Annotated in this window: 30 protein-coding genes and 1 pseudogene; 11 read left to right on the top strand and 20 right to left on the bottom strand. The window is 37.1% G+C overall.

From position 1 onward, the window contains the following. The first annotated feature begins 56 nt into the window (after positions 1–56). From LA20531_RS09645 to LA20531_RS09625, 5 genes and pseudogenes are all read left to right on the top strand, one after another. Positions 57–528: pseudogene (locus tag LA20531_RS09645) on the top strand (YueI family protein). After that, the gene (locus tag LA20531_RS09640) at positions 528–1832 is read left to right on the top strand and encodes a replication-associated recombination protein A (protein WP_056939687.1); all 1305 of its coding nucleotides are present in this window, start codon (positions 528–530) and stop codon (positions 1830–1832) included. The pseudogene LA20531_RS09645 and the gene LA20531_RS09640 overlap by 1 nt, the downstream one beginning before the upstream one ends. Before the next feature lie 298 nt (positions 1833–2130). Next, positions 2131–2412 carry a hypothetical protein gene (locus LA20531_RS09635; protein WP_056939688.1) on the top strand — a complete coding sequence of 94 codons (282 nt, stop codon included), beginning with the start codon at positions 2131–2133 and terminating at the stop codon, positions 2410–2412. Between the two features lie 61 nt (positions 2413–2473). After that, the gene (locus LA20531_RS09630; RefSeq protein WP_056939689.1) at positions 2474–2938 is read left to right on the top strand and encodes a universal stress protein; all 465 of its coding nucleotides are present in this window, start codon (positions 2474–2476) and stop codon (positions 2936–2938) included. 117 nt (positions 2939–3055) lie between these two features. Beyond that, positions 3056–4198 carry a glycoside hydrolase family 3 protein gene (locus LA20531_RS09625; protein ID WP_056939690.1) on the top strand — a complete coding sequence of 381 codons (1143 nt, stop codon included), beginning with the start codon at positions 3056–3058 and terminating at the stop codon, positions 4196–4198. A gap of 54 nt (positions 4199–4252) precedes the next feature. Here LA20531_RS09625 and LA20531_RS09620 read toward each other — a convergent pair whose 3' ends face one another. The 18 genes from LA20531_RS09620 to LA20531_RS09535 all read right to left on the bottom strand — a co-directional run bounded on the left by LA20531_RS09620 (position 4253) and on the right by LA20531_RS09535 (position 18261). Then, positions 4253–5446: an FtsW/RodA/SpoVE family cell cycle protein gene (locus LA20531_RS09620; protein ID WP_056939691.1), complete on the bottom strand. Its 1194-nt coding sequence runs from the start codon at positions 5444–5446 to the stop codon at positions 4253–4255. A gap of 21 nt (positions 5447–5467) precedes the next feature. Then, positions 5468–5695 (bottom strand): DUF2969 domain-containing protein, encoded by a 228-nt coding sequence (locus LA20531_RS09615; RefSeq protein ID WP_025014419.1) that lies wholly within the window; start codon positions 5693–5695, stop codon positions 5468–5470. An 8-nt stretch (positions 5696–5703) separates the two neighbouring features. Further along, entirely contained in the window at positions 5704–5997 is a 294-nt protein-coding gene (gene yidD / locus LA20531_RS09610; RefSeq protein WP_013437593.1) for a membrane protein insertion efficiency factor YidD, read from the bottom strand. A gap of 19 nt (positions 5998–6016) precedes the next feature. Continuing rightward, positions 6017–7000, bottom strand: coding sequence for a rod shape-determining protein (gene mreB / locus LA20531_RS09605; RefSeq protein WP_056939692.1), 984 nt, complete (start codon positions 6998–7000; stop codon positions 6017–6019). Between the two features lie 83 nt (positions 7001–7083). Continuing rightward, on the bottom strand, positions 7084–7314 hold the full coding sequence (locus tag LA20531_RS09600) for a DUF1146 domain-containing protein (RefSeq protein ID WP_056939693.1): 231 nt from the start codon (positions 7312–7314) through the stop codon (positions 7084–7086). 59 nt (positions 7315–7373) lie between these two features. Then, entirely contained in the window at positions 7374–7814 is a 441-nt protein-coding gene (locus LA20531_RS09595; protein ID WP_056939694.1) for a F0F1 ATP synthase subunit epsilon, read from the bottom strand. 11 nt (positions 7815–7825) lie between these two features. Continuing rightward, the gene (gene atpD / locus LA20531_RS09590) at positions 7826–9265 is read right to left on the bottom strand and encodes a F0F1 ATP synthase subunit beta (RefSeq protein WP_013437589.1); all 1440 of its coding nucleotides are present in this window, start codon (positions 9263–9265) and stop codon (positions 7826–7828) included. Between the two features lie 33 nt (positions 9266–9298). Beyond that, positions 9299–10261, bottom strand: coding sequence for a F0F1 ATP synthase subunit gamma (locus LA20531_RS09585; protein ID WP_013437588.1), 963 nt, complete (start codon positions 10259–10261; stop codon positions 9299–9301). Between the two features lie 10 nt (positions 10262–10271). Further along, complete coding sequence (gene atpA / locus LA20531_RS09580) at positions 10272–11783, bottom strand: F0F1 ATP synthase subunit alpha (protein ID WP_013437587.1); 1512 nt, start codon at positions 11781–11783, stop codon at positions 10272–10274. A 14-nt stretch (positions 11784–11797) separates the two neighbouring features. Then, positions 11798–12355 (bottom strand): ATP synthase F1 subunit delta, encoded by a 558-nt coding sequence (atpH, locus tag LA20531_RS09575; protein ID WP_099202349.1) that lies wholly within the window; start codon positions 12353–12355, stop codon positions 11798–11800. After that, complete coding sequence (gene atpF, locus LA20531_RS09570) at positions 12355–12864, bottom strand: F0F1 ATP synthase subunit B (protein WP_056939696.1); 510 nt, start codon at positions 12862–12864, stop codon at positions 12355–12357. Before atpF ends, atpH begins: the two co-directional genes overlap by 1 nt. Positions 12865–12914: 50 nt before the next feature. Then, positions 12915–13139 (bottom strand): F0F1 ATP synthase subunit C, encoded by a 225-nt coding sequence (atpE, locus tag LA20531_RS09565; RefSeq protein ID WP_013437584.1) that lies wholly within the window; start codon positions 13137–13139, stop codon positions 12915–12917. Positions 13140–13159: 20 nt separating this feature from the next. Continuing rightward, positions 13160–13873: a F0F1 ATP synthase subunit A gene (atpB, locus tag LA20531_RS09560; protein WP_056939697.1), complete on the bottom strand. Its 714-nt coding sequence runs from the start codon at positions 13871–13873 to the stop codon at positions 13160–13162. 123 nt (positions 13874–13996) lie between these two features. Beyond that, on the bottom strand, positions 13997–14626 hold the full coding sequence (upp, locus tag LA20531_RS09555) for a uracil phosphoribosyltransferase (RefSeq protein ID WP_013437582.1): 630 nt from the start codon (positions 14624–14626) through the stop codon (positions 13997–13999). Between the two features lie 87 nt (positions 14627–14713). Next, positions 14714–15715: an L-threonylcarbamoyladenylate synthase gene (locus LA20531_RS09550; RefSeq protein ID WP_056939698.1), complete on the bottom strand. Its 1002-nt coding sequence runs from the start codon at positions 15713–15715 to the stop codon at positions 14714–14716. A gap of 8 nt (positions 15716–15723) precedes the next feature. Next, complete coding sequence (prmC, locus tag LA20531_RS09545; protein WP_056939699.1) at positions 15724–16563, bottom strand: peptide chain release factor N(5)-glutamine methyltransferase; 840 nt, start codon at positions 16561–16563, stop codon at positions 15724–15726. Further along, entirely contained in the window at positions 16556–17644 is a 1089-nt protein-coding gene (prfA, locus tag LA20531_RS09540) for a peptide chain release factor 1 (RefSeq protein WP_056939700.1), read from the bottom strand. Before prfA ends, prmC begins: the two co-directional genes overlap by 8 nt. A gap of 17 nt (positions 17645–17661) precedes the next feature. Further along, the gene (locus LA20531_RS09535; protein ID WP_056939701.1) at positions 17662–18261 is read right to left on the bottom strand and encodes a thymidine kinase; all 600 of its coding nucleotides are present in this window, start codon (positions 18259–18261) and stop codon (positions 17662–17664) included. Between the two features lie 147 nt (positions 18262–18408). Between LA20531_RS09535 and LA20531_RS09530 the strand changes: the two genes are divergently transcribed. Further along, the gene (locus LA20531_RS09530; protein WP_056939702.1) at positions 18409–19761 is read left to right on the top strand and encodes a Mur ligase family protein; all 1353 of its coding nucleotides are present in this window, start codon (positions 18409–18411) and stop codon (positions 19759–19761) included. A gap of 182 nt (positions 19762–19943) precedes the next feature. On the opposite strand, the gene LA20531_RS09525 is transcribed toward LA20531_RS09530, so the two are convergent. Both LA20531_RS09525 and LA20531_RS09515 read right to left on the bottom strand, forming a co-directional pair. Then, the gene (locus LA20531_RS09525; protein ID WP_056939703.1) at positions 19944–21101 is read right to left on the bottom strand and encodes a tyrosine-type recombinase/integrase; all 1158 of its coding nucleotides are present in this window, start codon (positions 21099–21101) and stop codon (positions 19944–19946) included. Between the two features lie 548 nt (positions 21102–21649). Then, positions 21650–22246 (bottom strand): helix-turn-helix domain-containing protein, encoded by a 597-nt coding sequence (locus LA20531_RS09515; protein ID WP_056939704.1) that lies wholly within the window; start codon positions 22244–22246, stop codon positions 21650–21652. Positions 22247–22369: 123 nt separating this feature from the next. Here LA20531_RS09515 and LA20531_RS09510 point away from each other — a divergent pair, with 123 nt between their 5' ends. From LA20531_RS09510 to LA20531_RS09490, 5 genes are all read left to right on the top strand, one after another. Continuing rightward, positions 22370–22609 (top strand): helix-turn-helix domain-containing protein, encoded by a 240-nt coding sequence (locus LA20531_RS09510; protein WP_056939705.1) that lies wholly within the window; start codon positions 22370–22372, stop codon positions 22607–22609. Next, positions 22602–22820, top strand: a complete 219-nt coding sequence (locus LA20531_RS09505; protein ID WP_056939706.1) for a hypothetical protein — start codon at positions 22602–22604, stop codon at positions 22818–22820. Before LA20531_RS09510 ends, LA20531_RS09505 begins: the two co-directional genes overlap by 8 nt. 2 nt (positions 22821–22822) lie before the next feature. Further along, a complete protein-coding gene (locus tag LA20531_RS09500; RefSeq protein ID WP_056939707.1) occupies positions 22823–23047 on the top strand; it encodes a hypothetical protein in 225 nt (74 codons plus the stop codon). 4 nt (positions 23048–23051) lie between these two features. After that, the gene (locus LA20531_RS09495) at positions 23052–23360 is read left to right on the top strand and encodes a hypothetical protein (protein WP_056939708.1); all 309 of its coding nucleotides are present in this window, start codon (positions 23052–23054) and stop codon (positions 23358–23360) included. A 121-nt stretch (positions 23361–23481) separates the two neighbouring features. Beyond that, positions 23482–24975: a DNA primase family protein gene (locus LA20531_RS09490; RefSeq protein ID WP_056939709.1), complete on the top strand. Its 1494-nt coding sequence runs from the start codon at positions 23482–23484 to the stop codon at positions 24973–24975. The last annotated feature ends 257 nt before the right edge of the window (positions 24976–25232 follow it).

Genomic DNA, 25232 nt, shown 5'->3' with positions numbered 1-25232 from the left:
CATTGTGGGAAAGCCTTTTTTTGTTACAATTGGTACTAACAGAAAGGATGAATCATATGACTGAAGATTTAAACAAACGTGTTGAACAAGCTGCTCAAGGTATTACGCCTCAAACCAAGCAAGATGAACGTAGACGTTTTTTAGGTTCTTTACGTGAACGTGTTTTAGTTCGTTTAGATAATACGGAAGTAAAGAATTCTAAATTGATTGCCCTCTTTTTAAAACATATCGATGATTTCAAGGGTTACACTATTTTGATCAACGGCAATATCAAAGATGATGGCTTCTTGGGCGATGTTGAAGCAGAATGCAGTAAGAAAGATATTCTTTTTACTCTAGTTAATAATGAAACTGCTCAAACAGGACCAAATGATACCGCAGTTTTAGTTGTAGCCAAAACTGCAATTAACCGTCCACGAATTAAGATTAACCAAGTTTATCCACCTGAAATGCCTAAGACTGAACTTAATGCACCAGCCAAAAATCATGAAGGCTTTTTGGCATCATTTATTTCACGGGGATAAGTAATGAAACCATTAGCATACCGTATGCGGCCTAAAAATTTGGACGAAGTTGTTGGACAGCAGCATTTAATTGGCCCTGGGAAAATCATTCGTCGAATGGTTGAGGCTCGTTTGCTTTCTTCTATGATTCTTTACGGCCCTCCTGGTATTGGTAAAACCAGTATTGCTAGTGCTATTGCCGGTTCCACTAAATATGCTTTTAGAAAGCTTAATGCGGCAACTGACGGCAAGAAGCAACTGCAGCAAGTTGCCGAAGAAGGCAAAATGAGCGGTACTGTCGTTTTATTGCTGGATGAAATTCATCGTCTCGATAAAACCAAACAGGATTTTCTGTTGCCCCTACTTGAATCAGGACAAGTTATTCTAATCGGTGCAACTACCGAAAATCCTTATATATCTATTTCTCCTGCCATTCGTTCGCGGTGCCAAATTTTCGAATTAAAGCCTTTATCAAGCGAAGATGCTTCTAAGGCCATCGAGCGTGCACTTGCCGATAAGGAAAATGGCTTGGGCAAATACAATGTTAATCTGACTGATGATGCTCGCCAGCTTTTAATTGAAAAAGGCAATGGCGATTTGAGAGCTACTTTAAATAGCTTAGAACTAGCCGTTCTTTCAACCAAGCAGGAACTTAAAAATGAACATAAAGATGATTCTACTATTTTGATCACTCAAAAAGAAATGGCCGATTCCATTCAGATGAAGATTCAAAACTTCGATGCATCTGGTGATGGCCACTACGATCTAGTTTCTGCTTTTCAAAAGTCAATCCGTGGTTCGGATACTGATGCGGCATTGCACTATTTGGCTAGATTAATCGAATCTGGTGATTTAATCTCTATTTGTCGTCGTCTGGCCGTAATTGCATATGAAGATATTGGTTTAGCTAATCCTGCCGCTGCCGAGCGAGCAATGACGGCTATTCAAGCCGCCCAAATGGTGGGCTTGCCTGAAGCTAGGATTCCACTTGCTAATGCTGTAATTGAACTTGCGCTGTCGCCCAAGAGCAACAGCGCCATTACTGCCATTGATAATGCACTCAGCGATATCCGAAATAAGAAGATTGACTCTATTCCCGCCAATTTGAAGGATGCACATTATTCTGGTGCTAAAAAATTAGGACACGGCATTAACTATCTCTATCCTCATGATTATCAAAATGACTGGGTAGCACAGCAATATTTGCCAGACAATTTAACTAAGGCAAATTACTTCCGGCCAAAAGGAAATTCTAAGGTAGAACAACGTTACAAAGCCATTTATCAAAAACTAAAGCAGATGCAAACTGATGATCTATCTAAAAACTGATTTTATTGACAAATATAGCCAGATCCCTTATCATAATAAATGATCTGAGTTGATCGACAAGCTTAAATGTATAAAGTTGACCGATCAAACTATAAGACGTGGGAGGTTGGCGAATAACTACCGAATCGGAATACTGCCTTAGTGCAGGATCCATATTCGCTGCGACGTCAACTCAAATTTTGAACACTGCGGGTTCAACAAGCGTCATTATGCTATGTTTAGTCAACTCGGATTTTTTAGAATATTAAATGAGACGGTCTTAATTGACCGTCTTTTTCTGTAACTGGAGATATTTTTCATGGTAATAAAAGTTGTAATGATCATTTTTATTTTTCTTTTACTGCTTACCTCTTGGTACCTGTGGCACAGAAGAAATGGTCATTTTTTGATTTTTGATGTTGGTGGCGACCTTCGTTTATCTAATATTTTAAAATGGACTTCAATTTCGCTATTAATTGAAAGTGTCATTGGAATTATTATTTTATTTATGGGAAACAAGTATCTTAACCTAATCACGCTATTCCTTGCCTCCCTAACCATCTTGGTATTTGGCTTATCAATTACTGGAAATAAAGAATAATATATTCCTAATAATAACCAAATTTTTGGTAGAATAGATATTAGGAAGAGGTGTTTAGAAAATGCTTTCACAATACAAAAATATTCAAGTTTCTGTAGATGGTTCAAAAGAAGCCGATTTGGCTTTTAGTAAAGCTGTAGCCATCGCTAAGCGTAATAATGCAACTTTGGAAATTTTACATGTAATCGATACCCGTTCTTTCCAGAACGTTTCAAGTTTTGATTCTGCAATGGTCGAACAAGTTTCCAAGGATGCTGAAAAGAGAATGAAGGATTACCAAGCTCGTGCTGTTAAGGCCGGCGTAAAGGATTCTCATTACTCAGTTGAGTTCGGTTCACCTAAGACAATCATTGGTCACGACTTCCCTAAGAAGCACAACATTGACTTGATCGTTGTCGGTGCAACTGGTCTAAATGCAGTTGAACGTTTGCTCATCGGTAGTGTTACCGAATACGTTACCAGAACTTCAAAGTGCGATGTTTTGGTATGCCGTACCGAAGAAACTGCTAACGCTTTAGAGAAATAATTTATATTTTATACCCAAAGAGAACCGGTTTGTTCGGTTCTTTTTTGTTGCCATTCTTTATTTAATATTATGGTTATTTCAACTAAAATAATCATAGTTAAAAAAGAAGGTTATATCATGAAAAGGAAACTATTAATTTTGACTGCTTTAGCGACTACGGCATTATTAATTACCTGTTGCCAGCATCAGATAAAAGCTAACAGTAGAACAACTAATTTTAAAACTACGGCTGTTAAAAAGAAAACCAATAAAATAGATTTGATCCTTAAGCACATGACTTTAAACAAAAAAATAGGACAATTGTATTTTGCTCATAGTACAGGCAACACCAAGCAAATGATGCAAGATGTTAAAAAATATCACTTGGGCGGTACTACTCTATTTGCACCGGATTTTCAAAATAAGACTAAGGCTCAATTTGATTCGGAAATGCGCAATTATCAAAAAAACAGCAATCATGGTTTACTAATTGCCACCGACCAAGAAGGTGGAACAGTTTCCCGAATTGATACCAATCCTAGTATTTCACAACGAAAATATCCTAGTCCCCAAGAAATTTATAATACTCAAGGTCTAACTGGCATCCAAAAAGAAGATCAAACAGTAGCTAAAATTCTGCATCAAAATGGTATAAACATGAATTTTGCCCCTGTTGCTGATGTTGCTAAAGATAAGAATAGTTTTATCTATGATCGAACCTTAGGACAAGATTATGAAACAACAGCTAAGTATATTCCAGTTGCTGTCAAAAGCATCCAAAGTCAAAAAGTTGCTAGTTGTCTTAAACACTTTCCAGGATACGGAGATGCCGGTGATACTCATACCGGTTTTGCCCAAATCAATAAGCCATTGTCTGAATATAAAAAGGAAGATCTTTTACCTTTTAAGGCTGGAATTAAAGCTGGCGTGGATGGAATCATGATTTCACACATCGTGATCAAAAATATTGATGCTAAAATGCCGGCATCCCTCTCCCCAGCCGTGCACAAATTACTCCGTAAGAATTTAGCTTATCAAGGTCTAATGATTACTGACGACTTACAAATGGGAGCAATCACTCAGTACGCTAAGCAGCACCACATTAATGCCGACGTTCTTGCTCTAAAAGCTGGCAATGATATGCTTTTAGGTGGGAATTATCAAACTGGCATCCTTGCTATTAAGAAAGCCGTACAAAAAGGTACAATTAGTCAAAAGCAAATTAATGATTCAGTTAGAAGAATTTTGCAGTTAAAAGAAAAGTTAGGCATTCTTAAATAATTTAAAACCAACAAAAAAGGATCCAAGTTTTTACTTGAATCCTTTTCATTATCTTTAAAAATCGCCAGCCGTACTAAACATGTAATCACGATTATGGAATTTCATTGATAAGATCAATCCAATACCAATCATGTTACCTAACAAGGCTGAACCACCTTGAGAAACAAACGGCAACGGAATACCAGTCAATGGTAATAAGTCAATATTCATACCGATGTTTTCAAATACGTGGAATAAAATCATCATGATAACACCTGTAGCGATGTATGAGTAAAATACATTTCTAGTGTCAAACGAAATTTTAACCATTTGAACAATTAAGTATAAATAAATCAAAATCAAAGCTACACAGCCGACAAAACCGAAGTTTTCACCAATAACTGAGAAAACCATATCGGATCCACGAACTGGAACATATACACTAGCTTTGCCAAAACCATTACCAAATAATTGACCGGAACCAATGGCCTTCATACTTTGCCATAACTGGTAAGCACCGGATGATGTATCACCGGATGGATCTAGCCATGATTTAATTCTTTCAAACTGATAAGCTTGGAAGAAGTGACTTAAGAAAGATTGTCCTCCTGGTGTAACAACCAGCAAAATAACTGTAATTGCGCCAACGATTACGATTCCATACAGTGGAACGATAATCTTCCACGATATACCTGATACTAATACCACACCACCAACAATAGCGATGAAAACTAACATAGTACCAAAGTCGTTCTGCAATTTTAACAAAATCGCAACTGGTGCTAACCAAGCAATAATCTTACCAAGCAACAGCCAATCTGTTTTAATGGTATGTTCATATTTATCATTGTGATCTTTAATCACACGTGCCAGCATCAAGATAAACGCCGGTTTCATCAACTCAGATGGCTGGAAAGTAATTGGCCCTAACTTGAACCAACTTTTTGCCCCTGTATCTGCAGCTACACTACGGTTATACAGGAATAAAACTGCTATCAGTAAAAATATGCCAATACCAAAGAAGATCGGCGCAATTTTAAAGAGCTGCTCCGCATCGAATTGCATCACGACAACAACAATTGCAATCGAGATCAAATACCACAGAGCCTGCATTACCACAGCTCTAACAGGTGAACCAACATGCGATGGATCCCCAAGTGCTGCAACGTAAATACAGTACAAACTGATTATAGCCAAAATTGCCACTGGAATAATAATGTTCCAGGCCAATCGGTCAATCAGACTCGTTTTATTTTCAACTTTTGCCATTAAATAATCACTACTTAAATTTTATTTTTCATGTAATGTGAAGTATGAAAGCAAATCGTTGATACTACTTTCAAGACTGTTAGCAAATAAAATGTTGCTAGTCTTAGTTGTAGTAGCACGGTAACGGCCTTCAACCTTCTCAATTAAACCAATGGACTTTTTGTTAGGAATAACAACTTCCCAAGTTGGCAAATTCTTACCCTTAAGTTCATTAACTTCAATATCAATATTTTCTAACTTTTTAGACATAAATCCTCCTACTTGCTATCCGGATGAAACTTAGAAGCGATAATCTCGTCTTCATACCTTTCCGGATGTGGATTTCGAAAAATAGTAAAATTATCAGGAACTGGGTCCACCCCACCACGAATAAATGGGTTACATCTTAGTATACGACAAATCCCCATGATTAGCCCTAAAATAGGGCCATGTTTTTTCAGGGCATCAATCATATAGTTAGAGCATGTAGGATAATATCTACAACTTGGTGGAAAAAGCGGTGAAATTAGTGTCTGATAAATACGCACTAAACCGATCAAAATCTTACGCAAGTAATCTCCTCACTTAGTGTCATTGATGCTTTTCAATATTCTTAAGCAAAGTACCCGTACCTAAAGCAACAGCTTCCAATGGGTGATCAGCTGTTAAAACAGGAACTTGTAAGTAATATGAAATTAGCTTATCAATATTCTTCAATAATGCTCCACCACCGGTGAGCATAATTCCACGGTCAATAATATCTGCTGAAAGTTCTGGTGGAGTAGTTTCAAGAACTTCCTTAGCTGCTGCGATAATTGACATCAAACCTGGTTCCAAGGCCTTTTGAATTTCAGGTGCGGTAACTGTAGTTTGCTTTGGCAAACCATCAACCACATCACGACCACGTACGGTAACTTGTTCATCTTCATCAGGTTCAAATGCACTACCGATTTCAATCTTAATTTGTTCTGCGGTTCTAGAACCAATAAGCAAATTATGCTTATTCTTAATGTAGCTAATTACAGCTTGGTTCATTCTATCACCGGCATAACGAAGTGATTGTGAAGTTACAATTTCACCCATTGATAAAATTGCAACATCAGTAGTACCACCACCGATATCAATAACCATATTCCCTTGTGGCTTGAAAATGTCTAAACCAGCTCCAACAGCTGCAACCTTAGGTTCGAAATCAAGATATACCTTGCCGCCACCTGATTTTTCAGCTGCTTGAATAATTGCCTTTTGTTCAATTGAAGTAACTCCAGTAGGAGCACAAATCAAAATATTTGGCTTAGACATGAAGCCCTTAACATTTAATTTCTCAATAAAGTAAGACAGCATTTCTTCAGTAATATCGAAATCTGCAATTACACCGTTTTTAAGCGGACGAATTACGCGGATATTACCAGGGGTTCTACCTACCATCTCATATGCCTCTGAACCAACCGCAACTACCTTGTTAGTATCGGTATTTACGGCAACAACAGAAGGTTCGTTTAAAACAATACCTTTTCCAGAGACATTAATTAATACATTAGCTGTCCCCAAATCAATTCCTATATCTCGTGCCACGATAACCCTCCATAATCATTCATCGTCCATTTTACCATAAATAACTAAGAGTTTCCTTTACTGTCCTTGTTTTAACACAATCTTTAAAACAAATTACTAAGCTGCATTGAAGTATCGATAAAAGTAATTACAAAATTGCCGACTAAAAAGCCTAACGCAATTGCACCAAATAAATATAAAAGTTGAGTTTCAAAAACTCTACCTTTACGCACAATTTTATCTAATTGAACAGCCTTCATTGCCTGAAAAGCTAATCCAATGGCAATCAAATAAATGATGATACTTACAATTGCATGAACACCTAATTGAAACATAATTTTTCCCTTTAATAAAAAAAGACGGATGCAATTTGCATTCGTCTTTTTCACTTTATCTAGTGACCTCTAGCATTGTAAACACTGATTCTGTTCATTGCTCGTCTCAAAGCAACCTGAGCACGTTCCACAGTACGTTCATCATGCTTCTCACGTGCTTCCTTAAGACGCTTCTCTGCTCTTTCCTTAGCGGCTTGAGCACGAGAAACATCAATGTTTCTAGCACGTTCGGCACTATCCGCAATAATTGTAGCTACGTTTTCTGAGAAATCGATATAACCACCACTAATAGCGATGTGATCGATTCTTGAACCCATTTCTTTGCTACGTTTTACTTTAACTTCACTAATAACTAATGGAGTCAAAAGCGGGGTGTGATTGTACAATATAGAACGTTCACCATCAACAGCGCGTACATCAACGATGCTTCCACGATGGGAATAAATCATTCCATTAGGAGTTACAACATTTACTCTAAAAAGCTTTTCTGGATCTGCCATTTGACATCACCCTACTTTTCTAGCAATGCTTTAGCTTCTGGATCACTTGGAGTTACACCCATAGATTGTGCTTTCTTCAAAACATCTTCGATTGGGCCAACACCACGGAAGGCATCTTCTGGTAAGTCATCAAGATGACCATCCAAAATAAGTTTAAAGCCTTTAATGGTTTCCTTAATTGGAACATATGAACCAGGTACACCAGTAAATTGTTCAGCAACGAAGAAGTTTTGTGACAAGAAGAATTGAACTTTACGTGCACGTGCAACGATCAATTTTTCTTCATCAGACAATTCATCCATACCCAAAACAGAAATAATATCTTGCAATTCGTGGTAACGTTGCAAAATATGTTGAACACGAGTAGCAACTTCGTAGTGTTCTTGACCAACAACTTCTGGGTCAAGGGCACTTGAAGATGATTCAAGTGGGTCAACGGCTGGGTAAATACCTTGTTCTACCAAGCTACGTTCCAAGTTAGTAGTAGCGTCCAAGTGTGCGAATGTGGTTGATGGAGCTGGGTCAGTATAGTCATCGGCAGGAACATAAACGGCTTGAATTGAAGTAATTGAACCCTTCTTAGTTGAAGTAATTCTTTCCTGCAATTGACCCATTTCTGTTGCCAAAGTTGGCTGGTAACCAACGGCACTTGGCATACGACCAAGCAAAGCGGAAACTTCTGAACCAGCCTGAGTGAATCTAAAGATATTGTCGATAAAGAGCAATACGTCTTGACCTTCAACATCTCTGAAATATTCAGCAAGAGTCAAACCAGTTAATGCAACACGCATTCTGGCACCAGGCGGCTCGTTCATCTGACCAAATACCATGGCAGTTTTACTTAAAACGCCCGAAGCTTTCATTTCGAAGTAAAGGTCATTACCTTCACGAGTTCTTTCACCAACACCAGTAAATACGGAAATACCACCGTGTTCTTGAGCGATGTTGTGAATTAATTCCTGAATGATAGTTGTTTTACCAACACCGGCACCACCGAACAAACCAACTTTACCACCACGTACATATGGTTCAAGCAAGTCGATAACTTTAATACCAGTTTCAAGGATTTCTCTACTGGTAGTTAAATCTTCATATTTAGGTGCTTCTTTGTGGATACCTTCACGAGGGTGATCTTTTGAAAATTCTGGACCGCCATCAATTGGTTGACCCAAAACGTTGAACACACGACCTAAAGTATCTTCCCCAACTGGAACTGAAATTGGAGCACCAGTATCTTCAACCTTCATACCACGGCGAAGACCATCGGTAGATTCCATGGCGATCGTTCTTAAGACACCATCACCGAGTTCAAGCGTAACTTCAAGGACGATGCTTTCATCCTCTGATTTGATTACGCGCAAGGCATTGTTAATATCAGGTAAATTCTTATCGATTGGGAATTTAACATCGACAACTGGGCCGATTACTTGAACGATTTCACCTTCACTCAAAACATCTACCTCCTTTTCTTTATTACTCTAAGTTTACTCTAAGGCATTTGCACCACTGATAATTTCGGTAATTTCAGTAGTAATTTGTGCCTGTCTAGCACGGTTTAATTTTGTAGTTAAACTTGATACCAAATCATTGGCATTATCAGTCGCACTTTGCATAGCTGTCATTGAACTAGCATGTTCTGCAGTCTTGGCGTCTAGAATGGCACCATAAATTGTTGAACGAGCATACTGTGGCAACAACTTTGTAAGTACACTGTTAATGTCTGGTTCGATATCATATTCTAATTCTTTATGTGCTTCAGCTTCTTTTACGCCGATATCCAAATCAACGATTGGCAACATCTTTTCAACACGAAAAGCAGATGATAATGAGTTTACGTGGTGAGTATAACATACGTAAAGTTGGTCATAGACACCATTTAAATACATCTTAATTGCAGTTGAAACAATTGGTAAAGCTTCATCAAAGGTTGGCACATCTGAAACGCCATCTTTTTCGTAAACAACATTAACGTTGTTTTTCTTAAAGAATTGAGCGCCGACAGAACCAACGGCTAAAACTTTAACTTCATGTCCTTGTGCACGTTCATCTTCAAAAATGCTCATCATGTTTTTGATGACATTGCTGTTGTAAGAACCTACAAGACCACGATCACCGCTGATTACTAAGAAACCTGTAGTCTTAACTTTTTTGCGGGTTTGAATCATATCAGCAGTAATACCTAAACCAAACACATCAGTATAATCGATCTTCGCAACATTGTTCTTATCGATAGAGATGTTCTTTTCACGTAGATTATCTACGACTTGGGAACTGATTAAACGAGAAATCGTTTTACGAACATAGTCGTTATAAACGGTATATCCTTTATCACGATTTTCAGTTTGATTCAATTTTGATGCTGAAACCATTCGCATGGCTTCTGTGATCTTACCGGTTTGTTTTACTGAAGCAATCTTTTTCTTTAACTCAAGTAAAGATGCAGGCATAATCTACCTCCTATTTTTCACTTGGTGTAAAGCTTTCACTGAATTCCTCAACGGCTGCTGATAATTTCTTATCATCAGGTAATTCACCAGTTTCACGAATTGTCTTAAGCAAATCAGCATGACTGCTATCAAAGTTGTCGAACAATTCATTTTGGAAGCGTCCAATGTCTTCTACTGGAACAGCATCAAGGTAACCGTGAGTCAAAGCATAAAGAATCAATACTTGCTTTTCAACAGGGATCGGATCATGAAGTGGTTGCTTCAATACTTCAACAGTTCTTTGACCTCTGTTCAACTTAGCTTGAGTTGCTTGATCAAGATCACTACCAAATTGAGCGAAACTTTCAAGTTCACGGTAAGCTGCAAGGTCAGTACGTAAAGTACCAGCAACTTTCTTCATTGCCTTAATCTGAGCGTTACCACCAACACGAGAAACTGAGTTACCAGCATCGATAGCTGGACGAGTACCGGCAAAGAACAAGTCACTTTGCAAGAAGATCTGACCGTCAGTAATAGAAATTACGTTGGTTGGAATATATGCAGAAATGTCTCCGGCTTCAGTTTGAATAATTGGCAAAGCTGTCAATGACCCACCACCAAGTTTGTCACTCAACTTAGCACTACGTTCAAGAAGACGTGAGTGTAAGTAGAAGACGTCACCTGGGTAGGCTTCACGACCAGGCGGACGACGGAGAAGCAAGGAAAGTTCACGGTAAGCGACGGCTTGTTTGGATAGGTCGTCAAATACGATTAATACGTCCTTGCCATTGTACATAAATTCCTCACCCATAGCAGTACCAGCATATGGTGCAATATAAAGCATAGGTGCTGGTTCACTTGGGCCCGCTTCAACAACAATGGTGTAATCCATTGCGCCAAAACGCTTTAAAGTTTCTACTTGAGTTCTAACGGTTGATTCCTTTTGACCAATAGCAACGTAAATACAAATTACGTCTTGTCCCTTTTGGTTAAGAATAGTATCAATAGCCAAACTAGTCTTACCAGTCTTACGGTCACCGATAATCAATTCACGCTGACCACGACCAATTGGAACTAAGGCATCGATAGCTTTAATACCAGTTTGAAGTGGTTGCTTAACTGATTGACGGTCCATAACACCTGGAGCTTTAGCTTCGATAGGACGAGTCTTATCAGCTTTGATTTCACCCTCACCGTCAACAGGTTGACCTAATGGGTTAACTACTCTACCAATTAAGGCGTCACCAACAGGAACTTCCATGATTCGACCAGTTCTTTGAACACGGTCACCTTCACGAATGTTGTCAAATTGACCCAAAATAATGATACCAACATCGTTGGATTCAAGGTTTTGAGCGATACCGTATGAACCGTTATCAAATTTTAACAATTCACCAGCCAATACATCGTTAAGTCCGTGAGCCCGGGCGATACCATCACCAACGTAAGTTACAACACCAACTTCGTTAATGTCGAGCTTATCATCGTAATGTTCAAGTTGTTGCTTGATCAAGGAGCTAATTTCTTCCGCTTTAATGCTCAATGGTTTCACCTCTTTTAATTTTTATCAATTATTTGCGCACGGATCTTCTTCAGTCTATTTTTAACTGATCCATCAATCACGCAGTCCTTCACTCGGAGGACTACGCCGCCTAATATACTTGGATCAACTTTATTCTCAAGACGCACAGCGTTTAAATCATACTTTTTAGCATAACTATCACCTAAACGCTTAAGTTGATCATCATCCAGTTTAACTGCAGTAGTTGCAGTAGTTGCAGTACCAGCTGCGATCTTCTTTTCATCGTCATAAAGTAAAGCAAATTCATCGATAATATCGATTAAATCAGCAAAGCGGTTATATTCAAGTAACAAATTCAAAAAGCCTTGCACTTCATCTGAAAAATCTTTTTCAACTGCAGTTAAAAGAGACTTTTTATCTTTACTACTTAAAATAGGATCGCTAAGGACACTGATGAATTTAGGATTGGCAACTGCTGCCTTTTTCAATTCCATCATTTCATCGTAAACAGTATCCAGTACTTTATTATCTTGCGCATAACCGAACAAAGCAGTACCGTAACGTGCAGCTATTTCTTCTCTACTTAAAGCCATTAATCATCCAACCCCTTAATAAATTGGTCGACTAAATCTTTTTGGTCTTCAGCAGATAAATTCTTAGCAATAACTTTTTCGGCAATTGCTACAGAAATATCAGCTACTTGATCACGTGCGGCATTTAAAGCATCTGATTTAGCCTTAGCAGCTTCTTCATTTGCTTTCTTACGAATTGCTGCAGCGTCTTCGTTTGCACTAGCTACGATTTCCTTGCCTGTGTTTTGCGCATTAGTTTTAGCGTCAGAGAGAATCTGTGTTGCTTCTTGTCTTGAGTTCTTCAAGGCAGCTTCACGCTCATTAGCAAGCGTTTCAGCCTTTTTACGATCACTTGCAGCTGAATCCAAGTCATTAATAACTTTTTGCCGCCGCTTTTCCATCATATCTGATACTGGACCCCAAGCGTAATGCTTGACCAATAACAGCAAGGTGGCAAAACAAATTAAATACCAAATAGCATTACCTAGGTAAATATGATGTGAGGCTGCAAATAATGTTTGAATAGTCATTTACTGCCCTTCTCTCTTTAAACTTAAATCCTTCAAACAGAAAAACTTTATTAAAGGAAAAGAATTAAGAAGGCAACAACAATAGACAAAATAGGAACGGCTTCGATCAAACCAACACCAATGAACATTGTTGCTCTTAAATTACCTGCACTTTCAGGTTGGCGAGCCATACCTTCAAGAGTCTTTGAAATAACTTTACCGTTACCAAGTGATGCAGCCAATGCTGCTAAACCAGCTGCGATAGAAGCAGCGAGATATTTAAAAGCTTCTGCCATAAATTTATACCTCCGAAAAATTATTCTGTAGTAACTTTTTTACCAATGTAAACCATTGACAGAGTTACGAAAACATATGCCTGGATAGAGCCAATGAAGACAGAGAAACCTTGCCAAATCATAGCTAATGGAGCTGCTAGAATCAACGTAAATGGTCCGCCAGCATGTGCTAGATCATTACCAATTAAAGTTAGCAAAACTTCACCAGCATATATATTCCCATAAAGACGCAATGATAAGGTTAAGAAGTTGGTGAACTCTTCAATTAAATTAATTGGAAGCATAAAACCAACTGGTTGCGTATAATTCTTTAAATATCCGCCAACACCAAATCTTTGTACGCCGAATGTGAACGATAGAAGCAAGGTCATCATTGCAAACGACATTGTCGCTACTGGATCGGCAGTTGGTGATTTAATAAACACCCAATCATCAACTTTGACTTCTAGGAACATACCCAATTGGTTCATGAACCAGATGAAAAGGAACAATACAAAAGCATATAAAGACAAGTGGTTTTGAGCATCCACGTCGCTGACGTTATCTTTTACAATACCGTTAGTAAATTCTAGCAAATACTCAAGTACATTTTGTCTTTTATTTGGCTTTAGTTCGACTTTTCGTGCAAGCCAAAAGCAGATAAAGAAAACTGTCAAAGCCATTAGCGTTGAACCAATGATCCCAGTAAGATCAAAATTCAAGCCCATGAATTTAAAAACAAATGATTTCTCCATTACTTCGTGACCTCCCTTCTCGTGTTGAATAAAACTCGAACACGTAAATCATCTTAACACCAAATCATTTCTTTGTGTAACATGAAAGCGCATTAGAGAAAATATTTTTCAGAAAAAGGAAGATTACTTAGTACCGAAGAGTCTGTCACCGGCATCTCCCAAACCTGGGAAGATATAACCGTTATCCATTAACTTCTCGTCTTCTGCTGCAGCATAGATATCAACGTCAGGGTTTTCCTTCTGAACAGCCTTGATACCTTCTGGAGCTGCTACTAAAACTGCTAACTTAATTTCTTTAACGCCACGTTTCTTTAATGCAGCAATAGCGTCATTAGCAGATCCACCAGTTGCAAGCATTGGATCAACAACTAAACATTCACGTTCAGCGATGTCCTTTGGAGCCTTGAAGAAGTATTCATGTGGTTTCAAAGTCTTTTCATCACGGTACATACCGATAACCGCAATTTTAGCTGATGGAACCATCTCAAGAACACCGTTAAGCATCCCCATACCAGCACGTAAAATTGGCACAATTGTCAATTTCTTACCGGCGATTTCTTTTTGAACTGTCTTACCCATTGGTGTCTCAATTTCGACATCTTCAAGTGGCAAGTCTCTAGTGATTTCATAGGTCATCAGACCACCAATTTCACCAACAATTCTACGGAATTCGTTTGAACCCGTATCCTTGCGACGAATAATTGTCAATTTGTGTTGAATCAATGGGTGATCCAAAACTACGAACTTTCCCATATATGCCTCCTATTAACAAATAACATAATTCACTAAACATTTTAATCAAAAACGCAAAGGGTTTAAAGCCCTTTGCGTTTTATTTTTTTATTTATTCAAATGATGACCGCCCGCTGCTTTGTTAAGACGGTTCATGTAAGCTAAACTTTCTTCACCTTCATTGAAGCCTTGTACATAAATGGTTTCAATGTTATCTTTGTCATCGAAATAGCGCAATGCACCAAATAAATTATGATCAGCGTCAACTAAGTTTTTACCTAAATCAAATTTATTGTCATCGCTTAAATCGATTTTAGCTAAAACTGAGCCTAAAGCAGCTACACCAGTTTTTTCGTTAAAATCAATTTTGGCAAAATCAGCTGGATTATCAACTACGATTACAGGTTCACTTGGAGCATAGTGACGATACTTCATGCCTGGTGCTTTTGGCACGTCTTTATCTGAAACCTTGCCTGTGTTGATTAATACTTTTTCACCTAAAACTTCGCTCAATTCTTCTGGCGTAATTTCACCAGGACGAAGCACGATTGGTGTTTTAACAGACAAATCGATAATTGTTGATTCAAGTCCAACACGAGTAGGACCGCCATCGATAATGCCGGCAATTTTACCCTTTAAATCATGATATACGTGTTCAGCCGTAGTAGGACTTGGCTTAGTTGAAGTGTTAGCAGAAGGTCCTACAATTGGGTAACCCAATTTAGCAATCAAATCGTGAGTCAATTGATCGTCTGGGCAACGAAAAGCAACGGTCTTAAGACCGCCGGTTACAGCATCAGGAAGCGTACCTGGTTTTACAAACAAAAGAAGAGTCAAAGGACCTGGCCAGAAGTGCTTAATTAGCTTTTTAGCCCGTTCTGGAACCTCTTTAGCGTAGCGTTCCATCATCTTTTCATCAGAAACCGTTACAATCAAAGGATTATCGCTAGGACGACCCTTAGCTGCATAAACGCCTTTAACTGACTTTTCATTGGTTGCAATCGCACCTAGGCCATAAACAGTTTCTGTAGGGAAAGCAACTAATTCACCCTTGGCTAATAGCTTAACGGCTTCATCAAGTTGATCCTTTTTTAAAATCTTTGTTTCCATCTCTATTTTTACCACCTTCCATGAACCATGCGTGGCCTTCCGGCCATATCTTTTCTAAATTCAATCTCAAAATCAGGCAATTCTTTAGCAAATAATTCTTTCAATTGTTCTTCTTCACTAAAGCCGAATTCTAAGAAAAATTCACCGTGACCATTCAAGTGGTCACGAACTTGTTTAGCGAACTTCTTGTAAAAGTCCAATCCATCTTTACCAGCAAACAGAGCTTCTCTAGGCTCATTTTGCAAGACATTCTTATCCATGTCTTGCTTCTCATTTGTCTTGATATATGGTGGATTAGAAATAATTTTGTCGAACTTTTCAAGACCAATTAATACATTGGCTTTACGGGTAGTGACGTCAAGATCATAGTTTAAAAAGTTTTCTTCACTTGTTCTTAAAGCACTATCGGTAATGTCACTAGCATAAAGGGTCAGATTATTGATTCCCTTCTTTTCTGCTTCTTTAGCAAGGGCAACGGTAATGCAACCAGAGCCGGTACCTAAATCAAGCACCTTATCACCACTTTTAAGTGACTTTAATGCCCATTCAACCAACTCTTCAGTTTCAAAACGTGGAATTAATACACCACGCTGCACCATGATTTTGTAGCCTAAAAACCAAGCATAACCCAAAATGTATTGTGGTGAAACGCCTCTAGCCAGCTTCTTAATGTCTTTATTGGCCTGCTTGACTTGATCTTCTGACAAAACCATATCTTGCTTTAATTCAAACTCGCTAGGAGTCAAATTAAGACGTTCAGCCAAAACAAAATCAATATCCTCTGGTCGAACATCTTCGGCAGCCTCTCCTACCTTAATTCTGATTTGCTTTAAAGTCAACTTAGGCATTTTTATCAGCCAACTCCTCCAATTGCTTAGTTTGGTTGTAAAGAATCAATGCATCGATAATTTCGTCAAGTTCGCCGTTCATTACACGGTCAAGCTTGTTAATAGTCAAACCAATACGGTGGTCAGTAACTCTGTTTTGTGGGTAGTTGTAAGTTCTAATTCTTTCTGAACGGTCACCAGTACCTACAGCATTCTTACGTTTTGCATCGTATTTAGCTTGGTTTTGACTTTCGTAGTAGTCATAAACACGTGATTTCAAAATTTGCATAGCTTTTTCACGGTTTTGTTGCTGACTACGTTGATCCTGCATGGCAACTACGATACCAGTTGGAAGGTGAGTCATACGAACGGCACTTGAAGTCTTGTTAATGTGCTGACCACCGGCACCACTTGAACGGTAAACATCGACACGAATATCCTTTGGATCGATATCAATATCTACTTGCTCGTATTCAGGCATAACAGCAACAGTAGCAGTTGAAGTATGAACACGACCTTGTGATTCAGTTACTGGGATACGTTGAACACGGTGTGCACCATTTTCATACTTTAACTTTGAGTAAACCTTGTCACCAGTGATCATAATAGCTACACGCTTATAACCACCAACTTCAGTTGGTTCAGAATCAATCAATGAAACCTTCCAGCCTTGTCTTTCAGCGTATTTTTCATACATTCTAAGAAGATCGCCTGCAAACAATGAAGCTTCATCACCACCAGCAGCTCCACGAATTTCCATGATGATGTCTTTATCATCATTAGGGTCTTTAGGAAGCATCAAAATCTTGATTTGATCTTCTAGTTCAGGAATTTCTTTTTCAATTTCTGAGTTTTCTTCCTTAGCCATTTCGATCAAATCTGCATCTGATTCATTAGCAATAATTTTCTTGTTGTCTTCTAATTCCTTTTTATCTTGCTTGTACTTCTTGTACTTTTGTACAACTTCACGCAAGTCGGCTTCTTCCTTGGAAATTTCCATGTAACGCTTAGTATCGCTAATAACTTCTGGATCGGCCATCATTTCTTGTAGTTCTTCATAGTGGGCTACTAAACCCTCTAATTGAGCCATAACGTTATCCATAAACTTAATTATCCTCTCTATCTCTTGTTACCTGGGTGAAAATAATGATAGCGACAAACGGGATAGTAACTTTCGTCACCACCGATTTGTACTTGTTCACCTTCATATACAGGTTTGCCATTATTTACTCTCAAATTCATTGTTGCCTTATGCCCGCAATAATGACAAATAGTCTTCATTTCCTCTATCTTATCAGCAAAAATCAATAAATTCTCGCTACCTTCGAACAAATGATTTTGGAAATCATTCTTAAGACCAAAAGTCATCACAGGTATATTGAAATCATCAACAATTTTAGCGCATTCTAAGACATGATGTCTCTTTAAAAACTGAGCTTCATCAATTAAAACGCAAGCTAGTTTTCCATCACCATCAGCTAAGTCATGATCGTTCATTTTTTTGATATACTCGAACAAATTCATTTCACTGGTAATTGGAATTGCTTTTCGATGAAGGCCAATTCTTGAAGCAACCGTACCAACGCCGCTACGATTATCCAGGCCGCTAGTCATTAAAGCAATCTTACGTCCTTGTGCTTCATAATTGTGCGCTACCTTTAATATTTCAATCGTCTTACCGCTGCTCATTGCACCATAACGAAAAAATAATTGCGCCACTTCTGTCCTCCCCTTTGCTCAAAAAAGTCTTCGCTTTAGTCTTCGCTTTAATAGTATAGTAGAAAAATAAAATTTGTGCAGTTAAATAGATGGTAAAACTCGTTTTCTATGCTAAACTAAATCATAGTTTTAAAGTGAGGGATGTACATGAGTTTTAAATCAGGAGTCGCCAAAGTTGCCGGAAAATCTAGTTATTGGTTTTTGCATAACGTCATGAAAGGCGGTACTAGTTTTCCTGGAAAATTAGCGATGAAAATCGATCCAGACGTGCTGAATTCTTTAGCTAAAGGTTACGAAACTGTTATTGTTACCGGTACTAACGGTAAGACTATGACCACTGCTTTAATCGTTGAAGCTTTAAAGAAAAAATATGGTGATGTCTTAACAAATCCATCTGGTTCCAACATGCAACAAGGAATTGTTACAGCATTTTTAGCACATAAGCACAAACGCGTTAAGCGCAAGATTGCTGTGCTTGAAGTAGACGAAGCCAACGTTAAAATGGTAACTAAGTTGCTTCACCCTAGCGTATTTGTTTTGACCAATATCTTCCGTGATCAGATGGATCGTTACGGTGAAATTTATACTACTTATGAAAAGATCGTTAACGGTATTAAATTAGCACCAGATGCAACAATTATTGCTAACGGTGATGCCAGCATCTTTTCATCAGTTGAGTTGCCTAACAAAAAGATTTTCTATGGTTTCAAGTTGCCTGATGACAAGCCAGAAAATGACTTTAAGGCACCTGTTAACACAGATGGTGTGCTTTGTCCTAAATGTGATCACATCTTGCACTACCATGAAAGAATTTACGCTAACTTAGGCGATTTCTTCTGCCCTAACTGTGGCTACCATCGTCCTGATTTAACCTTTACAGTTAACAAGATTATTGAGCAAACGCCTAACAGCCTAAAGTTCCAAATGGGCAACAAGGACTACTCAATCAACATCGGTGGTACTTACAACATCTACAATGCTTTAGCTGCTTACTCAGTTGCTCGTCACTTTGGTTTGACTGAAGCTGAAGTTGCACAAGCCTTTGCAGAAAACAAGCGTATCTTCGGTCGTCAAGAATTAATCCACTATGGTGGTAAAGACATCGACTTGATCTTAGTTAAAAACCCTGTTGGTCTTGATGAAGTTTTGCATATGCTTAATACCGAAAAAGATGACTACTCATTAGTCGCTTTACTTAATGCCAACCATGCGGATGGTATTGATACTTCTTGGATTTGGGATGCTGATTTCGAAGGATTAGATTGTAGCAAGATCAAGAAAGTACTTGTTGGTGGTCAACGTTGGCACGACATGGGCTTTAGACTTGAAATTGCTGGATTTGATCCTGGTGCAATGAACATCAATCCTGACGATGACAGCTTGATTGAAGAAATTAAGAAATTACCAACTAAGAAAGTTTACATTCTTTCCACTTATACTGCTATGCTTGCCTTACGTAAGACCATGGCTGAAAAGAAAATTATCAAAGCTGGTATGTAAAACTAAACGATCCATAATGTTTATGGATCGTTTTTTTGTATCAAAAAAGCTGGATCAAACCGATCCAGCCTTTGATTATTCATTCATCCTTATTGGGATATTGGGGCTCGAATCACATTGTCTCAATGCCTTGGTATATCTGCATTTTTAAACCTAAAAAATAATATTGCTTAGAATATTGATTATTTACCCTCTAACAGACGCACAAGCTTGTTAGCTGTATCTTTTTTCTGGTCGTCTGTAACGTGGGTATAAATATTCATGGTCGTGTTAATATCCGCATGCCCTAAACGTGCTTTAACTTCATTCATTGATGCACCAGCTTCAAATAATAAAGAAGCGTGAGTATGTCTAAAGCCGTGAATCTTAATTCTTCTTAGTTTGTACTTCTTACAAATAGCTACATTCCATTGACGTGGTTTTGACATTGAAAGATAACCATTATTAATAGTAGAAAAAAGTAAATTATCACTATTTAAGAAGTTATAACCTAATTTAAGCATGGTCTTTTGTTGCATTAACCGCCACTCTTTTAAATATTCCATTGTGGTTGCATCCATGTCTAAAGTTCTGAAACTATTTTCAGTTTTAGGCGTGTCTTCATACAATTCATTATTTAAACCAACGGTAACATCTTTATTAATACTAATAGTATTATCCTTGAAATTAATATCCGACCATTTAAGCGCCAATGCCTCACCTTTGCGCATCCCTGAATAAGCTAACAATCTAAAGAAAACAAAATACTTGAAGTTGTATTCTTTTGCATCCCTTAGAAAGATGTTTAATTCATCTTTAGAGTAAAAGTCGGTGAATGGTTTAGGCTTATTTTTAGCTTTAGGTGGGATAACCTTATTCATTGGATTCTTACTAATCAGTTCTAAATTATTGATGCCGTAGTTCAAAACATTATTCGTATAACGCATGAACCGCTTATAAGTCTTAGGCGCATCATTAAACCAAATATTTACGGCTTTCTGACAGTCTAAAACGGTTAATTTATCAATATACTTACTACCTAATTGCTTTAGAATATGGTCTTCAAAATAACGTGTAGTAGTAGCATATGTGCTAGTCTTAACGGTTTCACGATAAATCTTAAGCCACATTACATACAACTTATTAAAAGTAATATGCCCTTTACTTTCTGGGATATACTCACCCTTAATTACTTTAAGTTGATAGTTTAAATATGCCTCTTGTGCTTCTTTCTTTGATTTATAGCCTTGTTTTCTAATTTGAATTGAATGTCCTGTTGTTTCATCAACACCCACATATAAATTAAATCTATAGCGCTTTTTACCGCTCGGCGTGGTGTATTCCTTAATATCATTATTCATGTTAATAACCTCTTTTAAGTAGTACGTGTGCAGGTAGACTAATCTTAAATATTTAACATGAATTGGTGGTTAGGGATGCAAAGTTCAAAATTGGGCCCTCAATTCAAATTTAAATTGGGCAAATCTGAAACATATTTATTAATACTTCCAATTAAGCCGTTTTCTTTTGCAAAATTTCTAAATCCATCAGATTGATTTAGAAGATCAATGATGTCAATTCCGTCTTTAAATCGACTTCTATTGTTTTCAATCAATCGGTCGAAATATAACCAACAGTACTAAGGGATGCGAGTTCAATAATTATCAGTTAATCAGGACGAACAAGGCTGTAGAATTGCGATGTCAGCATTTAAATGCGTCAGACGCATCTGTTTTGCGATGTCAGCATTAAATTAATTGAATGACCACGGGTTCTTAATGCGTCTGGAGCATTTAGGAATATTTAAGGTCGTTTCTAGCGACCACGGGGTTATTTAACACAGTCGCTATTGTTCTGAGCAAGAGCGGATTATTTAAGGGTTCGTTATCCATGTGATGGATAAGGAATTTTATAAGTAACGTTTATCTATTGGAATTTGTCCAATCTTATTTTTGGCATCCGTTAAGGCGTCAATAATTTCTTTATAGGCTTTTTCATCCATATCTTTTCTAACTTTTCGGTTTGAGTTAGCTTTAGATATTTCTTCAAATGACATGTTCTTTTTATTTATTGGCTCTAGAAAAGCTCCGTTAACCTTAGATATTAAACTAGTTAGTTGAAATACCAACTCATGTTGTACGCCTTGAGTTGTTGAATATGAAGCACTATCTAAGCTTTTAACCGCTTGACCTATTTGATATTGAATATTTGCAGAACTATCAAGCCTTTTAGTTTTTATTAGTCTTTGAATTTCATCTTTGATTTGTTTTACTGAATAGCCTGTATTTTTAGCCCATTCATCCCAACCTTCTATATCATCAGATAAGCCCATCAAGTAAGATGTAGGAACTTTAAAATATTCGGCTAATTTATTCCATGTCTCTAATTTTGGTTCACGTTTACCTGTTTCATACCTAGAAATAGTATTGTTCCCCACGCCAACAGCATCCGCTACTTGTTGCAAGGACAAACCTTTTTTCTTTCTTACTTCTTTTATTCGGTTCATATTGTTTTCACCTCTTTACAAAATGAGTTTAACATTATTTTACCGAATTGGGAATATTTATGTTGACTTTCTCCCGTTTTGGGAATTATAATGTTACCAGATTGGTAGAAAGGACAAAACAAAATGAAACTAACAGAAAATCAAGTAATCGCAATTAAGAGAAAACGTGGCGAACTGAATATGTCTATCAGGGGACTAGAAAGAGCAACTGGTGTAAGTCGTTGGACTTTGATAGATATTTTCAAGCATGACCACCGCAACGTTAATTCAAAGACGTTCAAAAAGTTAAATGACTGGTTAATTAATGAATATGAATTGTCTACTAGAGTGCATCCCACTAAGGCGGTGGTAAACCATGACTAATTACAGTGCAGACGGTTCAAACGTGGTAAATCGTTGGTATAAGGACGGTTGCCTCTATTGTGCATTTGTAGACGGTACGATTATGGAATATGGACGAAATAAGATTCCTGAAAGATATATAGAGGTTATGAGAAATGAACTAGCCCAAACCATTCAAGAACTACAAAGCAATGAATATGATTTTGATGAATTAGAACCTATGGAGGCTTAACAATGAACAATGAAATTAAATTGCATCAAGCATTATATGAAATGAACAGAATTGCAGAACAATTATTTGTTAGCTATGGGTTATTGTCTAAGATAATTGAAAATGTGCCGGAAGATGACCCGTCCGACCCTATGAGTACTAAAAAGATGCTACAGCATTTAACCAATGAACTTGCTGATTATTCAACCGACTTAACGGACAATGCTAAAGCAATTAAGGAGAACTAACACAATGGAATTTAAGTTAGACCAACAACAAGAAACAGAAATTAAAACCTATGTGCTTAACGTTGTGAGGGACGCAATCAAGCAAGCTACTACCTCAAGCAAACCATATTTAAACCGCAAAGAAATCGCTAAATATTTTGGCGTTGCTGATTCAACTATTACATACTGGGCTTCTTTAGGAATGCCAGTGGCAAACATTGACGGTCGCAAACTCTATGGAAAAGCAAGTATAACAGCGTGGCTTGCGTCCCATGAGATGCCGTCACAAAAGCAAAATAAAAAGCCCGTAACTATGGGCGTAGTTAAGGACTAAGGAAAATATATTAAGTGTGCAGGTAGATTAATCTTAAGTATTTAACTAAAAGGTGGTGGTTTAAATTGAGCTACATATAATATCGGATTATTAATAATTTATGTGAAAGGAACTTTTGTACATGGAAAATATAACACCTAAATTAGATCAAAAACTCGTAGATGAATTTAATAATTCTCCTATTAGTTTAACATACCTTAAAAGTATATTGAGAAATGATGGTCATGAGAGAAGACAGCTATTAAAAGATAAAAGCGATAAGAAAGACAAGAACATTGTTTTGCCTATGAGAACAGTAACAAATATTCTTGAAGACCACATTATTTGGGCGGTTTTGGGTAATGATATAGAAGATTGGCAAAAATCAGCATTATATTTTTATAATCCTGAATCTGGTATTTATGAAAAGAATACTTTACTAATTGAAGAACTAATTAATATAGTTGAACCTCAAATTACAGAAAGAAATATAAGAGAAGTTAAATCTAAACTTAGGATCGAGAGCAAAAGGCTTTTTCTAACAAATGACCCTAATTTATATGCTTTAGGCAATGGAATTTTTGATGCTAAAAAGCATAAGCTATTAGCATATTCCCCTAAATATGTTTTTACATCTAAGATAGCTGTAAATTATAATCCCAACGCCAAAGAACCCGCCTTCGATAATTGGAGCTTTAGCAAGTGGATTAATGAAGATATTGCAGAAAATAAAGAAGATAAAATTAAACTTATATGGCAAACTTTCAAAGCTGTAATTAATAGCAATTATAGTTATCATTCTTCTGTATTTTTACTAGATAATGCTAACGGTTCGGCGGGTAAAGGGACATTTGAACAGCTATTACAAAATATAGCAGGTAAAAATAATTATGCGTCAATTAAATTAAATCAATTTGAAAAAGATGCCGTATTAGCTACCATAGTTAACAAGCCTCTTGTTATAGGAGATGATAACGACCCTAAAAAGCCTATTGATTCTAGCGAGAATTTTAAAAGTGCAGCTACTGGTGACACTATCGTTATTAATGACAAATTTGAAAAGGTATACTCTTATAAGCCTACATGTTTAATTGTTCAATCTTTAAATGAGTTACCAAAATTTAAAGACAATACTGGTGCCAACTATAGACGTATTCGAGTAATTAAATTTAATAAACATTACATTGAAAATGCTGATAATAGAAAAATCAAAGATGAATATATTTACAACAAGGAATTACTAGAATGGATTGTAAAAAAAGCTATAGATGTAAAAATTGATGGTGTTATGATTCGCACTAAAGAAAGTAATGAAATTCTTGAACAAAATAAAATAGACAGTGACCCATTTTTACAGTTTGTAAATGAAATCATTGTTCCCACTGACCATGGTTATAAATTTCAGGATACTACCTATCAAGTCTATAAAAGATGGTTTGAAGTTACGGGTCATAAACTAGGGCTTGAAACTGATAGAGAATTTAATAAAAGGATTCGCAAAGATACAGATATTAAACAAGGTAGAAGATGGAGAGATAACCATAAATTACAAGTTTGGCTAAATATTGAATTTAATACTTATTCAGGAAACATAAACGAAGTGGACATAAAGGACATAGAAAGGACACGAAAATAAACCGTTTGTGTCCATGCTCAAGCCTTGTTATTACTACTCTATATATACTTTGGACTTAAAAGACATAAAAGTAATAAATATATATAGATCTAAAAATTTTACACACATATATATAGCTTTTAAAAAAAAGTGTATTTTGTGTCTTTGTGTCCTAGCCTACAGCCACAAGGGTTTACAAGATTTTAATTTATGTCCATTGGACATGTTTTTGTGTCTACTACCTCACATTTGAATTAAACAACTCGCCAAAACAGCAA

It is taken from the genome of Lactobacillus amylovorus DSM 20531 (assembly GCF_002706375.1).
In the GTDB taxonomy this organism is placed as follows: Bacteria; Bacillota; Bacilli; order Lactobacillales; family Lactobacillaceae; genus Lactobacillus; species Lactobacillus amylovorus.
This window is presented reverse-complemented; position numbering and strand designations above follow the sequence as displayed.

Coding starts and splice junctions, on each gene's coding strand:
- LA20531_RS09640 (WP_056939687.1), top strand. CDS start 528: ATGAAACCATTAGCATACCGTATGCGGCCTAAAAATTTGGACGAAGTT.
- LA20531_RS09635 (WP_056939688.1), top strand. CDS start 2,131: ATGGTAATAAAAGTTGTAATGATCATTTTTATTTTTCTTTTACTGCTT.
- LA20531_RS09630 (WP_056939689.1), top strand. CDS start 2,474: ATGCTTTCACAATACAAAAATATTCAAGTTTCTGTAGATGGTTCAAAA.
- LA20531_RS09625 (WP_056939690.1), top strand. CDS start 3,056: ATGAAAAGGAAACTATTAATTTTGACTGCTTTAGCGACTACGGCATTA.
- LA20531_RS09620 (WP_056939691.1), bottom strand. CDS start 5,446: ATGGCAAAAGTTGAAAATAAAACGAGTCTGATTGACCGATTGGCCTGG.
- LA20531_RS09615 (WP_025014419.1), bottom strand. CDS start 5,695: ATGTCTAAAAAGTTAGAAAATATTGATATTGAAGTTAATGAACTTAAG.
- LA20531_RS09600 (WP_056939693.1), bottom strand. CDS start 7,314: ATGTTTCAATTAGGTGTTCATGCAATTGTAAGTATCATCATTTATTTG.
- LA20531_RS09595 (WP_056939694.1), bottom strand. CDS start 7,814: ATGGCAGATCCAGAAAAGCTTTTTAGAGTAAATGTTGTAACTCCTAAT.
- LA20531_RS09585 (WP_013437588.1), bottom strand. CDS start 10,261: ATGCCTGCATCTTTACTTGAGTTAAAGAAAAAGATTGCTTCAGTAAAA.
- atpH (WP_099202349.1), bottom strand. CDS start 12,355: ATGGCTTTAAGTAGAGAAGAAATAGCTGCACGTTACGGTACTGCTTTG.
- atpF (WP_056939696.1), bottom strand. CDS start 12,864: ATGACTATTCAAACATTATTTGCAGCCTCACATCATATTTACCTAGGT.
- atpE (WP_013437584.1), bottom strand. CDS start 13,139: ATGGCAGAAGCTTTTAAATATCTCGCTGCTTCTATCGCAGCTGGTTTA.
- atpB (WP_056939697.1), bottom strand. CDS start 13,873: ATGGAGAAATCATTTGTTTTTAAATTCATGGGCTTGAATTTTGATCTT.
- upp (WP_013437582.1), bottom strand. CDS start 14,626: ATGGGAAAGTTCGTAGTTTTGGATCACCCATTGATTCAACACAAATTG.
- LA20531_RS09550 (WP_056939698.1), bottom strand. CDS start 15,715: ATGGAAACAAAGATTTTAAAAAAGGATCAACTTGATGAAGCCGTTAAG.
- prmC (WP_056939699.1), bottom strand. CDS start 16,563: ATGCCTAAGTTGACTTTAAAGCAAATCAGAATTAAGGTAGGAGAGGCT.
- prfA (WP_056939700.1), bottom strand. CDS start 17,644: ATGGATAACGTTATGGCTCAATTAGAGGGTTTAGTAGCCCACTATGAA.
- LA20531_RS09530 (WP_056939702.1), top strand. CDS start 18,409: ATGAGTTTTAAATCAGGAGTCGCCAAAGTTGCCGGAAAATCTAGTTAT.
- LA20531_RS09525 (WP_056939703.1), bottom strand. CDS start 21,101: ATGAATAATGATATTAAGGAATACACCACGCCGAGCGGTAAAAAGCGC.
- LA20531_RS09515 (WP_056939704.1), bottom strand. CDS start 22,246: ATGAACCGAATAAAAGAAGTAAGAAAGAAAAAAGGTTTGTCCTTGCAA.
- LA20531_RS09510 (WP_056939705.1), top strand. CDS start 22,370: ATGAAACTAACAGAAAATCAAGTAATCGCAATTAAGAGAAAACGTGGC.
- LA20531_RS09505 (WP_056939706.1), top strand. CDS start 22,602: ATGACTAATTACAGTGCAGACGGTTCAAACGTGGTAAATCGTTGGTAT.
- LA20531_RS09500 (WP_056939707.1), top strand. CDS start 22,823: ATGAACAATGAAATTAAATTGCATCAAGCATTATATGAAATGAACAGA.
- LA20531_RS09495 (WP_056939708.1), top strand. CDS start 23,052: ATGGAATTTAAGTTAGACCAACAACAAGAAACAGAAATTAAAACCTAT.
- LA20531_RS09490 (WP_056939709.1), top strand. CDS start 23,482: ATGGAAAATATAACACCTAAATTAGATCAAAAACTCGTAGATGAATTT.